Source organism: Agrobacterium sp. D14 (genome assembly GCF_001526505.1).
In the GTDB taxonomy this organism is placed as follows: Bacteria; Pseudomonadota; Alphaproteobacteria; order Rhizobiales; family Rhizobiaceae; genus Agrobacterium; species Agrobacterium leguminum.
Map to the genome: position 1 here is coordinate 66018 of NZ_ASXX01000022.1, position 13422 is coordinate 79439.

A 13422-nucleotide genomic window follows, 5' to 3' on the forward strand; every position below is an offset into this window, starting at 1 on the left:
ATTTTCGGTTGATGCTCGGCGTGTCAGACGTGCTGGCCGCCATTGATGTGAATTTCCGCGCCGTTGATGTAGCTCGACTGTTCCGAGCACAGGAAATAGATGGTCTGCGCCACCTCGGCCGTGGTGCCGAGCCGCCCGAGCGGCACCTGGGCTTCCACCAGTTCCGCCGTTCCGGGGGAGAGGATGGCGGTGTTGATCTCGCCCGGCGCAATCGCATTGGCGCGCACGCCGCGCGGGCCGAACTCATGCGCCAGCTCCCGCGTCAGCGCCGCGAGCGCCGCCTTCGACGTGGCATAGGCCACGCCAGCAAAAGGATGCACCCGTGAGCCGACAATCGATGTGACGTTAACGATGGAGCCTTTTGCCGCTTCCAGTTCCGGCAAAAGCGTGCGGGCAAGCAGCGCCGTCGAAACGAGATTGACGTTCAGCACCCGCGTCCAGATTTCCGCCGTCGTATCCATGACACCGAGACGGCTGCCGCCCTCGCCCTTCGGCGAAATTCCGGCATTGTTGACAAGCGCCGCAAGCTTTCCCTCCGGCAGGCGTGAACGCACCTCGTCCGCCAGATCGTCGATGCGGGACAGGTCCTCCAGATCGGCCTGAATATGGCTCTCCCGCGCCGACGGCCAACGGCATTCCTCGGAGAAAGGTTGCCGCGATACGGTGAGAATTCTCCAACCCTTTTCCTGAAACAGCTTGACGGTGGCGTGCCCTATTCCGCGGCTTGCGCCGGTCAGAAGCATATAAGGAACAGCCATGTGAGAACTCCTGTGCCATGCGGACCGTTGAGCCGGCCGCGCATTCAGCCCCGCATGTTAGAGCGCTGCCACCGGCTGACAAGGTCTTTTTTGTCGCGGCGCAGCGATGGCGGATCGGCGACGGGCTAATCCCATTTGATGCATGGCTTTCACCCGAAGGGAATATTTGAAGCCGACTGTTTACCCATAAAATGAAGCCTCCCGAATGTGTGATCAGTATTGGGAGGGGGACGAATGCGCATCGATATCATCGACACGGACGCCGGCTTCGAGGCGATCCGCCAAAACTGGGATGCGGTGTTCATGGCCGATCCCCATGCCCGGCATTTCCTCTCCTGGGGGTGGCTGAGAGACTATATGCCGCGCCGCAGGCGCTGGTTCATTCTTGCGCTGCGCGAACGGGCGGAAGGCTCGCCCTATGTGGCGTTTTTCCCGCTGCGCATCGTCACCGAACCGGACAAAAAAACCGGACGCTTCCACGACAGCATCGTCATGGCCGGCAATGCGGCGGCGGATTACACCGGTTTCATCACCCTGCCGGACTATGAAAATCACGCAGTCGCCGGTTTCTGTTCCTATATACGCCAGCAGAACTGGACCGAGTTGAAGCTCGATTATCTTTCCGGCCCGCCGGAACGCCGCGAGGCGATGATCCGCGCACTTCAAGGCCCGCTCGTCATGTTTCGCGACAACATGCCGACCAACCCCTACAACATCAACAATTGCATCTGCCCGGTGGTGGCGCTGCCGGAGACGTTCGACGGCTATCTCGAAAGCCATATGAGCAGCCAGACCCGGCAAAAGCTCAGGCGTTTCCTGAGAAAAGTGGAGGGCGGCGACGAATATCGCATCACCTTTGCAACGAGAGAAACAATCAAGCGGGATATGGACATCCTGTTCGATTTCTGGCGCATCCGCTGGGCGCCGCACAAGGGCAAGGAACGCACGGAACTCCTGATCGGCGCGACACGGCAGATGCTGATGGATGTCTATATCCGCGGCGATCTGGAAGTGCCGGTGCTCTGGTTCGGCGACCAGCCGCTCGGCGCGCTCGCCAATATCATCGACCGCCAGAAGAAATCGGTCCTGTTCTACATCACCGGCCGCGACGAGAACTGGAAGACCCCTTCCCCCGGCCTCGTGCTGCATGGCCATTGCATTCGCAGGGCAATCGAGCAGGGTTTCAAAACCTATGATTTCCTGCGCGGCAACGAGCCTTACAAATATTTCTTCGGGCCGGAGGAGCAGAAGCTGAGCTGCACGCTGTTCCGCACCCGCTCGGGCGACAATCTCGGCGGCACGCTTCACCCGCGCAGCATCCGGTTTGTCTACGAACAGGCCCTCAAACTCTATAAGACCGGCCAGAAGGCGGCCGCCAATATTGCCTTCGCGCAGGTGCTGACTGCGGCACCGGACCATCTCGGCGCGCAATTCGGGCTGGCCAATCTGTTGTTCGACCGGGGCGAATTCCGGGAGGCCGAAATTGCCTTTCTCAGCCTTCTGGCCGCCGGGCAGGAACCCGTCGTCCTCTGGCTGCGTATCGGCGAGGCCCGGCTGGCGCAGCAGCACTACCACGAGGCATCCGAGGCCTTCCGCCAGGTGACCAATCGCGCGCCCTTCCACCGGGAGGCGCTTTACAAATGCGCCGTAGCGCTGATTGCCGCCGAAAGAACGATGGAAGGCGCGGAAATCCTCGACAGGCTGCAGCACTATCATTCGGACGATGCGGCGCATCTGGAATATGCGGAAAAGGCCCGTGCAGCCCTTGCCCGGCTGGAAGTGGCAAAAGCCAAGGTTACGCTGCCAGCCGATGTCGTCACGCTCGCCATCAAGCCGAAAGCGGCGGGCAAACGCTGGCACCCGCCAAAGGTTTTGCATTAAAGGCAACGCCCTGTAAGTTGCGGCAGGAAAAACCGGCCGGACGACTTGCAAGGATTTTTGATGTTTCTGACCAACAAGGACATGCTCGATCTCATTGAGCTTCGCCATGATCTTCACCGTCATCCGGAAATTTCCGGCGAGGAAAAGGAAACGGCGCGGCGCATCCGCGCTTTCCTCGAGCAGGCGCAGCCCGACCAGCTTTTCGCCGATCTCGGCGGCCATGGCGTGGCTGCGGTCTATGACAGCGGCAAAAGCGGCCCGGCGATCCTGATCCGTTCGGAACTCGATGCCCTGCCCATTCACGAAAAGAGTGACGCCGAATACCGCTCCGGCACCGACGGCAAGGGCCATCTTTGCGGTCATGATGGCCACTCCACCATTCTGACGGCGCTGGCGCTTGGCCTTTCACGGCAGCGGCCCGCAACAGGCCGCGTCATCCTTCTGTACCAGCCGGCGGAAGAAACCGGCGCCGGCGCCGCCGCCGTCCTCGCCGACCCGCGCTTTGGGCAGATAAAGCCGGATTATTCCTTTTCGCTCCATAACCTGCCCGGCCTGCCTTTCGGCCATGTCAGCGTCGTGGAGGGACCGGTCAACTGCGCGTCGCGCGGGGTCAAGATCCACCTTTCCGGCAAGACGGCGCATGCGTCTTCGCCCGAACATGGCATTTCCCCGATGCGGGCAATATCCCGGCTGATGCCGGCCTTGGCCGAACTGGGCTCCGGTTTCCCGCCGGAGCCCGATTTTTCGATGGTGACGATCACCCATGCCGTGATGGGCGAAGCCGCCTTCGGCATTTCCCCGGCCGATGCTGAAATCTGGGCAACACTTCGGACGCTGACCGACGACCGGATGGAAAAACTCTGCGATGCTGCGGAAACGCTGGCTAAAAAGGTGGCGGACGAACAGAAGCTGACGCTCGACATCACCTATGACGATATTTTCCTGCATTGCGAAAATGCGCCTGGCGCGGTCGGGCATATCCGGCGCGCGCTGGATGAGGAGAAAATCTCCCACGGTTCGGAGGGTCTGCCCATGCGGGCTTCCGAGGATTTCGGCCGCTTTCGCGCCGTTTCGTCATCGGCGATGTTCTTTCTCGGCGCAGGCCGGGATTATCCCAACCTGCACAATCCGGATTACGACTTTCCGGATGCGCTGATCGGCACCGGCGCGCGCATCTTCATGCGCATCATCCGCAACCTGACCGACGCGGAATAGCAGCGGCCGGCTATACCCAGCCGCGATAAGCCGCCCGTCAGCCGCCCTGGGGACCATTGCTCGGCCGGGCGGCGCGCACCGCAGCCAGCCCCCGGATGCCATCCTTGTTTCCGATAGCTGTCAGGCTTTCGAAAATCTGGGCGGCCTCACCATAACGGCGCATGGCGAGGTAGGAATAACCGCGCAGCACCATCAGGTCCGTGCGCTCATCCGCCAGCCGCGCCCGCTGGTCGAGCAGGAGAAGCGTTTCGGCATATCGCTTTGACCCGAATGCGGAGACCGCTCGATCGGCAAGGATCGAGACCTGCAACTCAGTCGCGCGTGGGCGATCCATACGCGATTTCGTCGCCGAGACGGCTGCATGGTCCGTCAAGCCCATGCGCAGATAGGCTAGGCTCTGGCCGTAGGCTGCGTCGCTTTTGACATTGGAGTGACCACTTTCAATCGCGGATTCGAAAGCTTTGAGAGCCTCCGCCGGCCGGTTCGTCTCCATCAGGCACCAGCCGAGATCGAGCGCCTGCTGTGGCGGCAGACGTTGCGGATCGGGATAGGCCGCGCAGGAACGCGGGCGCGATGCGGCGCTGGCTTCCCTTTGCGCCTGCGTCGGGCGGCGCGCCTGCTTGCGCGAAGGTTCAAGCTGCTGGACGACAGGCGGGTTATAGACCACCGCCGTCTCACCCTGCGGTGCACTGGTCTGCACGGGCGGCGCCGTTACCTGTGCGACAACCGGCGGCGCGGTTATGGGAGCAACCGCCTGCCCGGACTGGTCCACCATGCGCGCCGTTCCCACATCGGCTATACGTTGCGAACGGCCTCCCCATTGCTGCTGGATGCCACGCAGGCCGGCGAGATTGCGAAGATCGTGATAGCTGACGGCCATGCCGTAGGCTGACGGCTCATCATCGGGTTTCCAGCCAAGGGCCGTGCTGAACCATTGCAAAGCAAGCGGCGTCTGCCGGAAGGCAAGCGAGTACCAGCCGAATTGCTGCGCCGTCGCCGCATCCTTGCGCGCCACCGTTTCGGCGGCGATACGTTGCAGCACCTCCGGCGGCAGAACGACCGGCGGCTCCAGCGCGAGAAGATTGGCCGTTGCGGCGAGATAAGTCGCAAGCGCATCGTCGGATGCCTTGCGCCATTTATGCATAACGTCCTCGGCCTCACGCGGCTCGTTACGGTCGATCAGCGCCAGCGCCAGCCCCTGCGAGGCCGATGCGCTGTCTTCCTCTTCCCGCGCCTTGCGGAACCACTTCTCCGCCTCCGCCATGTTCTTCTGCCGGATATTGTACCAGCCGAGCAGCAGGGCGTCGCTTGCAAGCTTGTCGGTCTGGGCAAGCCGCTGAAGCCGCATCACATAGGCCGAAGGAACGGCAACGCCCTCCTTTTCCCCTGCCCTGGCCACGAACTGACGGGCAAGATCGTTCTTGACCGGTTCGAATTCCAGCTGACCGTCCGCGCCGGGTTTTTCCCTGGTCAGCAGTTCGTCCATCATTTCCGCCGGCAAAAGCGCCGATGCCTTTTGCACGGTGGCGAGCCTGTCGCTGGCGACCGTGCAATTGTTGAGGATGTAGAGATAGGCGTCGCGCGCCCGTCCCATCCGGTCGGTATTGGCGAAGGCATCGGCAACCCGCCACAGCACATCGACTTCGCCACAGGTCAGCAGGCCGGGATTGTTGGCGGCCGTATCCACCACTGTGGCATATTGCTTGAGATCGGAAGCATTGACGAGCCGCTGGCGCGCTTCGGCAAGGGAAAGCATACCCGTCAGATTGTCGGGCGGCTGCCAGCCGGGCTCCGCCTGCTGGCGGTCGGCAATCGCCTTCCTCACTTCGGCATAACGGCCATCGGTATAAAGCTGCCACATGGCGTCAAGCCGTGGATCGCCGTTTTCGGGAATGGCGAGAGGATCGGCAGGTGGCGTCCAGTTGGGATAAAGCGTGCGCAGGCGCGCGATTTCGGCCTGAAGACGCTGCGTATCGCCCCTCGCCGCGAAATAGCGCAACGCACTCAGATCGACCTCGGGCATATCGGCCGATGCAGGCTGGGTGGCACGAGGGGCCGGCGCCTGCGCCGTCTGTGTTTGCGGTGCCTGTCCGCCAGCCTGTGTCACCGGCAAGGGGTCGGTCGCCGGCACAGTGACCGGCGGTGTCGCGGGCTGCGTTACCTGCGCCATTTCACGGTTCTTGACGAAAGCGTTGATCTGCGCCGGATTAGCCGCCGTCGGCAAAACACGCTGTGTCGCCCGGTTGTCGCCGACCGCCGAGGTATGCACGTCCGACACCCGCCCGAGAATACTGTCGCGCCAGTGAAAGGCGGCGAGCGCTATCAGAAGCAGAATGAGAGCCGAGGTCGACAGTGGCTTGTTCATCGGCATTCCCCGTTATTCCTTGCCAGAAACGACAATGCCAGAAGATGCAATGTGGAAGGATAATAAAGTGTTGGCTGGAAGTTTTTAAGTTCGGCGGAAACGGCCGGCCCGCCGCCGATACAGGCCGCGAGCGCCGGAATGATACGATAACCGGGATCGGACAGGACATCCTTGACCGCTCCGCTCTTCAGATCGAAGGTTCCGGCAGCGCCGCTTTCCAGCGTCATGCCGCCTTTCAGCCGGGCGAGCAGCTCCGGAGAGCTCATATTCGCCCTTGCGAGATAAAGCGGTATGCGCACCGCATTATAGCCGAATTCCGGCGGGAAACCCGATGCCGGCTGCGGCTTCGCCTTTACTGATACCCAGTCGGCCGGCAGTTTTCTATCGCTGAAAGCGAATGTGCCGATCTGCGCCACACCATCATCGGCAAGCACTTTCCAAAGCGGCGATGGCGCAACAAGATCGAGCACCGGAAAGGCCTCGAAAATCAGATAGGAAGGATTGACCACTGGCCCGTCCTCCCGGTCATCCTCGTCGAAACCGCTGGCCGCCGGCAGAAGCAGCGTTCGCCCGCCGCGTTGCACCACCGTCTTCTTGAGAATGGCGGATGCGATGGCCGCGGATGCTTCGGCATAATCCTGCCGGTTCCATTGCCCGGCCGCCAGCGCCAGCGCATAGGCGATCAGGATATCGCCATCCGTGGCGTTGTTGATATCGGTTACATGCGGTCTGGTGCGCGGATCCCATTTCCAGGCTGAAAGCCCGTCGTCACGCACCAAAAGCTCGGTGCGCGTGAAACTCCAGATCAGCTCGAAATCGGACAGATTGTCGGCAAGCACGGCAAGCCACATGCCGTAGCCCTGGCCTTCGCTATGGCTGATATTGCCGTTGCCGGTATCGATGACGCGGCCGCCGGGATCGAGAAACGCGCCTTTATAGGCAGACCACGCCTCCGGCGAAACCGAAGCGGCGCGGCTGACGGAAATATCTGCAATCACCGTCAACATGGACAGGAAGAAAATACCGGCCAGTTTCGAGATCCCGTTCTTCATCGATGCCGTCCCATCATGCGCAGCATCGTGAAAGTGGCGAGGCCGAGGAGAGATACGAAACCGATGAACGCCAGCGAATAGGAAAGAACGTTGGACGACAGCCAGTTGGCGGCGACCAGCCTCCAGTTGGAAAGGGAAAACGCCCGCGTGACGTAAAAATACGGCCGTTCCACCTCCATCGTTTCAAGCTTTTCGGTAGCGGCATCGTAAGCGGCAACACGTCCCGTGACGCCGCGCCAGCGGTTTTCCCGCGTCATCGCCGCCATGCCGTCAAGAAGTTCCGCGGACGTCGGTGCAGTGGCAAGCGTCCACACCCCTTCTCCGGAGGGGCTAAGTCCCTGAGCAAGCATGAAGGAGACATTGCTTGGCGGCGCATAGAGCTGCTCGGCGGCCGGCAGGAAGCGCAGCGTATCCGAACTCAGGTCGAAATTCCGCTTCATCCATTCCTCGAGAGAAGACACCTGCCCCTCCCAGACACCGCCGTCCACCCGCTCGCGCCAGTCGTTGAAAAGGGTCTCGCTGCTCTGCGCGGGCGGCTGAACGCCGGTTCCCATTTTCCAGGATATCTGGCTCGAAGGAACGAGATTGAACTGGCCGATCAATGCCTGCGGGAATTGCGAAATCGTGCCGACGAACAGCGCGTCGCGATCGCCGATCACCAGTGGCGAAGCGACAGTCTCGATGTCGATGGGATGCCCCGCCACGCTTGCCAGCCGGCTGATCAGCGTGGCTGCCGCGGACATGGTATCGGTGTCGAAACGGTCGAGCGACAGGGCAACAGGCGCTCCGCCGGTCCGATAGGGCTGTCCGGCCCCCGCCATCGCGGCAAGATCCGGCTTGCGGCCGATCTGCGCATAGTCCGGAATATGAAGTTCCGACGTGTCGAACAATGCAAAACGCGGCGTCGTACTGGCGGGCGCGCCTGGCGCGCAGGACTGATCCTGCGCCGTCATCAACACCGCCTCGATGGTAACCTTGTTCGGCCCGGGCTTGAAATGACGCATCGTGACATTGATCGGCAGATGCCGGAAAATGCCGCCGCCATTGTTGGAAATCGGTACGGTCGAGGCGATCTGGTCATTGACGTAGATATCGACATGGCTGCCCGGCAATACCTGCGACGAATAGGCGGCATCGAGGAGAAGCGACGCCTCACCATAGGCGGACGCATAAAAATCGGCTGGCATGCCGACGTAAAATTCGTTGCGGAAACGCCGGCCGCCAAATTCGGTGCTTTCGAAACCAAGTTCGGAAAGCGCGATACGGCGATCCGACATGACGAGCGGCACATCCGGCGCATGCCAGCTTCGGGTCGAAAAAGTCGTTCTCTGCGCACCGGGTGTGCGCGATATCGACGAAAATAGCGTCTCAATTGCCGCCTGAACCGCCTGCGGGGTGGGGCCGCTGACGAAAAGCGGTGAAAGACCACCCGGCGCGGCGACGCCAAAACCGGCAAAAGCGCCCGCCGAAGCCTCGGGTGGCAGCGTTCCGGCGATGCCGGCAATCTCGCGGGCGGTGCCGACGAAGACCGTCAGCGTGCCCGCCTTGCGCTCCGCGGAAGGAGCGGCCACGAAACGGATCGTCTGGTTCGGCATCTGGGTTCTGAGCGCCAGCGCCTGCGAAAGGCGCAGGAGAGAATCCGCAAATGCCGGATTGGCGAGCGCCGGTGCGACAATCTCGATAGACGTCATCGCCTTGCCATCCGGACCGGTTGCCTGAATATCGTCGATATTGGCAAAGCTTCCGGCGACATCCGCATTAAAGCCGATATAGGTATTGGCTGGGTCTATATCGGTCCACAGATCGTAGGTGGACTGGATCGTGCAATCGGTTCTGTGGCGCTGCTGCACGCCCAGTCTCACGACATTGGAGCCGACCTGCAGGACGCCGGGCGGGATCTTCAAGGAGACATTGCCCTCGCTGTCGGGCGCTTCGATACGCGCCGGATCCAGCGCGACATTGTTCAGGCTGACCTGAAAATTCGAGCTTTCCGGCGCGACCACGATGGCGTTCTGATAACCGATATTGAGCGAAACGGCGGCATTCACCTGCTCCGGCGTCAGATAGATGCTCCATTGCCGCCGGTCCATCTCCCCGGAAAGGCTAAGCTTTTCATAGGGCAGGATGTATCGGCGGCGGCTGTCGGCGTTGAGCGACGGGGCCGTTGCCGGAACAGGTCTTGCGCCTTCCTGACGCGGAGGAGCCGCAACCGCCGGCGGCAACGGAACGGCTGGGCGCTGTTGCGGCTGCGGCGCAGGCTGAACCGCAAATGGCGGCGGGGCGGATGGCTGAGACGGCGTCTGGGCCGGCATCTGGGCCGGAATTTGGGCCGGCATCTGGGCAGGTGGCTGCTGACGCGGCGCGGCAGGCGCAACGGTGGACGGCGGCACGGGTGTCGGAGCCGCCTGGGCGGGCCGTTCCGGCGACATGTCGAAGGGGGAGGACTGCGCCATAGCGCCCGTGGCGACGGCTCCCCATATCAACATTGCCAGAGAATCCCGGATGGGTTTACGGCCGGTCATTTTACCGCTCCGACAGGTTTGGCGTCTCTGGGAGCAGGCCGAAGCGTTCGGACCAAATAATAAAGGCCGCGCTGCGTCTGGAAAAGCGATATGGCCAGGAAGATGGCCGTGCCGCGGATAAGGCCGGGGTTCTTGCGGCGCACCCGCTGGAATTCGCTCCATTGTTCCGAATTGGCGAAGATCAGGTCCGCAATCAGGCGGTGATCGACGGCGCGTTGCGGCGAGAAGGTGCAGCCGATCGAGACGAAACCCTCGCCCTTCACCGTTCGCACCACGTTGACAGGCATGGTTTCCGGCACGCCCTCGCTATGCGGCTTAACCTTCACGATGGCCGTCGCGCCTTTTTCGATGGTTGTCGCGTTGTCGAAGAGATTGATCAGCAGGCCATGCACCGAGACGTTATCGATGGAAGCCGGCACCCAGGCGTCGCTACCCTCGAGCTTGACTTCGCAACGCCGTTTGACTGTGATGCGCCGCGACGCCGACTTGTCGCCGCGCTCGGAAACGACACCGAGCGCACAGCCCGCAAAGATGAGATTGAGCAGGTTCCAGCCGCCCACCACGAGCGTGACATCCGCCTTGTAAGGCTCGCTGTAGATGCGCCAGGCGGCAAAGGCCATCGCCACCAGCAGCAGCGCGAAAATGACGAAGAACGGCCGGCTGATTTCCGAAAGCCGTGCCTCGGCAATGGATTCATCCTTCGCCGTCACCTTGAAGGTGGGCTTGCCGGGATTGAAAATCACCGAAACGACGGCGGGCAGGAGGTGAACCGTCTGCACATATTCGTAAAGTTCCGAAATCCACGGCCAGCGGAAGCTGCCGTAGAGATAGTTCTGCATCATCAGGTTCACGAGCATATAGGCCGCCGTATAGGCCAAAAACTCGCCGCCCGAGGCCACGAAAATCTGCAGGTCGAAGAACAGGTAGAACAGCGGTGCGAACAGGAAGATGGTGCGCGGGAACGGAAACAGCCAGAACAGCGTCGACGACATGTAGCAGAGGCGCTGCGTAAACGAGAGACCGCGCCGGAAAAGGGGCTGGCGGAAGATCAGGATCTGCATCATGCCCTGCGCCCAGCGGCTGCGCTGGCCGATGAAGCTTGCGAAGGTGGCCGGCTGCAGCCCGGCGATCAGCGGCTTGTCGACATAGATGCTGTTCCAGCCGCGCGAATGCAGCGCCAGCGCCGTTTCGCAATCTTCCGTGATGCTGACGCCGCTGAAACCTTCGGTATCCTGCAGCGCCTCACGCCGCAGCACGGCGGCCGAGCCGCAGAAGAATGCACCGTTCCACTTGTCGAGACCGCGCTGGATGATGCCGTAGAACATCTCGTTTTCGCTCGGCATCGTCTCGAAGGTGCGCAGATTGCGCTCGATGGGATCGGGATTGACGAAGAAATGCGGCGTCTGCACCAGAAAGAGCCGAGGGTCCTCTTCGAAATAACCCACCGTTTCCAGAAGGAAGTCGCGGGCGGGCGCGTGGTCGGCGTCGAACACGGTCACGAGCTCGCCGGTCGAATGGGCAAGCCCGTTATTGAGATTTCCGGCCTTGGCGTGGACGTTGCGCTCGCGCGTCAGATAGCGCACGTCGAGGTCCTCGCAGAGCTTCTTCAACTCCTCGTGGCGGCGCTGCGCCGCCTGCGCCTCGACGATATTACTGGCGTTGCGCTTCTGCACCGAGCCGCCATCGTCCAGCAGCCAGACGGTGAACCGGTCGGCCGGATAATCCATGTTCTTGGCCGCTGCGAGCGTATTGGCGAGAAGCTCCGCGTCCTCGTTATAGCTCGGCACGAAGACGTCGACCGTAGGCCGGTAATCGGGTGAACCGGGCCTCGTCTTGCGCGACGGCAGCGGCATCGACACGATGACGAGGCTGAGCGCCAGCATCACGACGCTGTACATTTCCGCCAGATAGAGCAGAAAGCCGGGAATGAAGTTCTCGAGCTGGTTGACGGGCGGCAACGTGCTGGTGGTGCGCCAGTAGACATAGCGCAGCACGATGGCCGTGCCGAAACCGAGCGCTACCAGACGCCAGGCCCCCTGCCCATTGAAGCTCTTGATCGTCGCCAGCAGAATGAGCGAAATCGCCGTGGCGACCAGGTGCGTCTGCAGGCTGACCGGCATCGTGACGATGGCCAGAACGCAAAGCGACACAAGTAACCAGACAATGATTGTGAGGGCCTTGCTCATCCAGAAACTTTCCGTTGTCTTCCCCACCCGGAATTTTGGCCCGGAATTTTTGCGATCTGCGCCTTGGCGTGCTCTTTCCCGCTGGTTCCGGCGATCACCTGCATCCTGACGCCACCCCCGAACCGGACAGACATGCGGGTGACGGGATGGATACCTGCGGGACCTGCGACGGTTGCCGGCCGCTATCCGCCGGCACACCATCCGGACGCCTGCCCGCCACCGTGGGCCTTGCAGGCTGGAGGGGTGCCCCAGCCGATGCGGGCGACGGGATACTGACTGCAGCAACGGGTGGAAGCGGCTGCGGTTCCGGCTGGGCGGGCGGTGCAACGGCAGCCGTGCGACGAACGGGCCGGGGCGGCACGCTGGCGGTCACCTCGCCGCCGGGCCGCATCGGCACCTCATCCGTCTTTATGGGATAGACCGGATGGCCCGGCCGTCCGAGATTTTTATCCACCGCCTGCGGCGTGCCGTAAGGGTTCCAGCTGGGCGACGCATAGGTGCCGGTGATCGTGTAATTATACATAACCGCCAGCAGCCGCTCGACGCTGGCGCCCGACTGGCAAAGGCGCAGCCGCACCTTGATGCGCCCGAGATTGCGGAAATCCTGCCGCATGCTTTCCGGCGAGCGTATGTCCTGCCAGCCATAAAGGCAGGTATCGTCCCCACGGCCGCTGCCGGCGGCATAGGAGAACGCGCCATAACCGTTCTGCAGGTAATTTGCCGACATGGCGATGTTTTCGCCCGGAAACTCGGCGCGGATTTCCCGCGCGACGGAAGATGCCCTGAAACCGGAAAAACCCAGGGCGTCGCCACCGGTATCGCCGGCCTGTTGTGGGCCGAAAAACTCGGCCTTGATGTAATTCTGCCCGGGCGTAGCGGCTTCGGAGCGTAAGATGACCTGCTGCGCCACGGCGTTGGAATAGGTGCGGTTGATCACGGTCACGATTTCGGGACCACCGGGCGGCGGGAAAACCAGCGCCTCGGAAGGGGACAGCATCTGGGGTCCCCCGAAGGACCGAACGCCCGCGGGAGTATTGCAGCCCGACAGAACCGCAATGGAGAACAGCAATGAAGTATAGGCAGAAAAATTCACTGCCTTACGCCCCTTTATTTCCCCAACGCCGCCCAGGTTAAAAGGAGACCGAATCACTAATGACCAGACCATTGCTACGAAATACGTGAGGACTACGAATAAGCAATCTCAAATTTGCGTTGTAATTTCTGGCACTTTATGGCTAGCGAATCACAGTTGCCGCCCCATGTTCGCCATGGAAGAAGGTGGAACCAATCGCGCTGCCGGGGGTTGGCTTCCTGTCAGGTCGATAATTTTACGGTTGCAGCGCAATATGTCCCATGGTCTACTTGCCTCCATAATGCAGTATTTTTATTGGTCCGCTTTTTATTCAACTGTAAAAACAGAGAGTTGACGCATGACATTGCCAT

At 61.6% G+C, this 13422-nt stretch carries 8 protein-coding genes; 2 read left to right on the plus strand and 6 right to left on the minus strand.

Features of this window, described 5'->3' with window-relative positions:
- Window positions 1-23: 23 nt before the first annotated feature.
- On the minus strand, window positions 24-758 hold the full coding sequence (locus tag L901_RS15260; RefSeq protein ID WP_003524050.1) for an SDR family NAD(P)-dependent oxidoreductase: 735 nt from the start codon (window positions 756-758) through the stop codon (window positions 24-26).
- A gap of 234 nt (window positions 759-992) precedes the next feature.
- Between L901_RS15260 and L901_RS15265 the strand changes: the two genes are divergently transcribed.
- Window positions 993-2639, plus strand: coding sequence for a GNAT family N-acetyltransferase (locus L901_RS15265; protein WP_059758247.1), 1647 nt, complete (start codon window positions 993-995; stop codon window positions 2637-2639).
- A gap of 60 nt (window positions 2640-2699) precedes the next feature.
- On the plus strand, window positions 2700-3854 hold the full coding sequence (locus L901_RS15270; RefSeq protein ID WP_059758251.1) for an amidohydrolase: 1155 nt from the start codon (window positions 2700-2702) through the stop codon (window positions 3852-3854).
- 37 nt (window positions 3855-3891) lie between these two features.
- On the opposite strand, the gene L901_RS15275 is transcribed toward L901_RS15270, so the two are convergent.
- The 5 genes from L901_RS15275 to bcsN form a co-directional block, all read right to left on the minus strand.
- Window positions 3892-6225 carry a cellulose synthase gene (locus tag L901_RS15275; protein ID WP_059758254.1) on the minus strand — a complete coding sequence of 778 codons (2334 nt, stop codon included), beginning with the start codon at window positions 6223-6225 and terminating at the stop codon, window positions 3892-3894.
- A complete protein-coding gene (locus L901_RS15280) occupies window positions 6216-7271 on the minus strand; it encodes a glycosyl hydrolase family 8 (protein WP_059758257.1) in 1056 nt (351 codons plus the stop codon). The genes L901_RS15275 and L901_RS15280 overlap by 10 nt, the downstream gene beginning before the upstream one ends.
- Window positions 7268-9793, minus strand: a complete 2526-nt coding sequence (locus L901_RS15285) for a cellulose biosynthesis cyclic di-GMP-binding regulatory protein BcsB (protein WP_059758259.1) — start codon at window positions 9791-9793, stop codon at window positions 7268-7270. The genes L901_RS15280 and L901_RS15285 overlap by 4 nt, the downstream gene beginning before the upstream one ends.
- The gene (gene bcsA / locus L901_RS15290; RefSeq protein WP_059758261.1) at window positions 9790-11979 is read right to left on the minus strand and encodes a UDP-forming cellulose synthase catalytic subunit; all 2190 of its coding nucleotides are present in this window, start codon (window positions 11977-11979) and stop codon (window positions 9790-9792) included. The genes L901_RS15285 and bcsA overlap by 4 nt, the downstream gene beginning before the upstream one ends.
- 94 nt (window positions 11980-12073) lie before the next feature.
- Window positions 12074-12976, minus strand: a complete 903-nt coding sequence (gene bcsN, locus L901_RS15295; RefSeq protein WP_059758269.1) for a cellulose biosynthesis protein BcsN — start codon at window positions 12974-12976, stop codon at window positions 12074-12076.
- Between the last annotated feature and the right edge of the window lie 446 nt (window positions 12977-13422).

Bases quoted from the DNA above. Each gene is read 5' to 3' on its own strand.
- bcsN (WP_059758269.1), bottom strand. From the start codon at position 12,976: ATGCTGTCCCCTTCCGAGGCGCTGGTTTTCCCGCCGCCCGGTGGTCCC.
- L901_RS15275 (WP_059758254.1), bottom strand. From the start codon at position 6,225: ATGCCGATGAACAAGCCACTGTCGACCTCGGCTCTCATTCTGCTTCTG.
- L901_RS15280 (WP_059758257.1), bottom strand. From the start codon at position 7,271: ATGAAGAACGGGATCTCGAAACTGGCCGGTATTTTCTTCCTGTCCATG.
- L901_RS15270 (WP_059758251.1), top strand. From the start codon at position 2,700: ATGTTTCTGACCAACAAGGACATGCTCGATCTCATTGAGCTTCGCCAT.
- L901_RS15265 (WP_059758247.1), top strand. From the start codon at position 993: ATGCGCATCGATATCATCGACACGGACGCCGGCTTCGAGGCGATCCGC.
- L901_RS15260 (WP_003524050.1), bottom strand. From the start codon at position 758: ATGGCTGTTCCTTATATGCTTCTGACCGGCGCAAGCCGCGGAATAGGG.
- L901_RS15285 (WP_059758259.1), bottom strand. From the start codon at position 9,793: ATGACCGGCCGTAAACCCATCCGGGATTCTCTGGCAATGTTGATATGG.
- bcsA (WP_059758261.1), bottom strand. From the start codon at position 11,979: ATGAGCAAGGCCCTCACAATCATTGTCTGGTTACTTGTGTCGCTTTGC.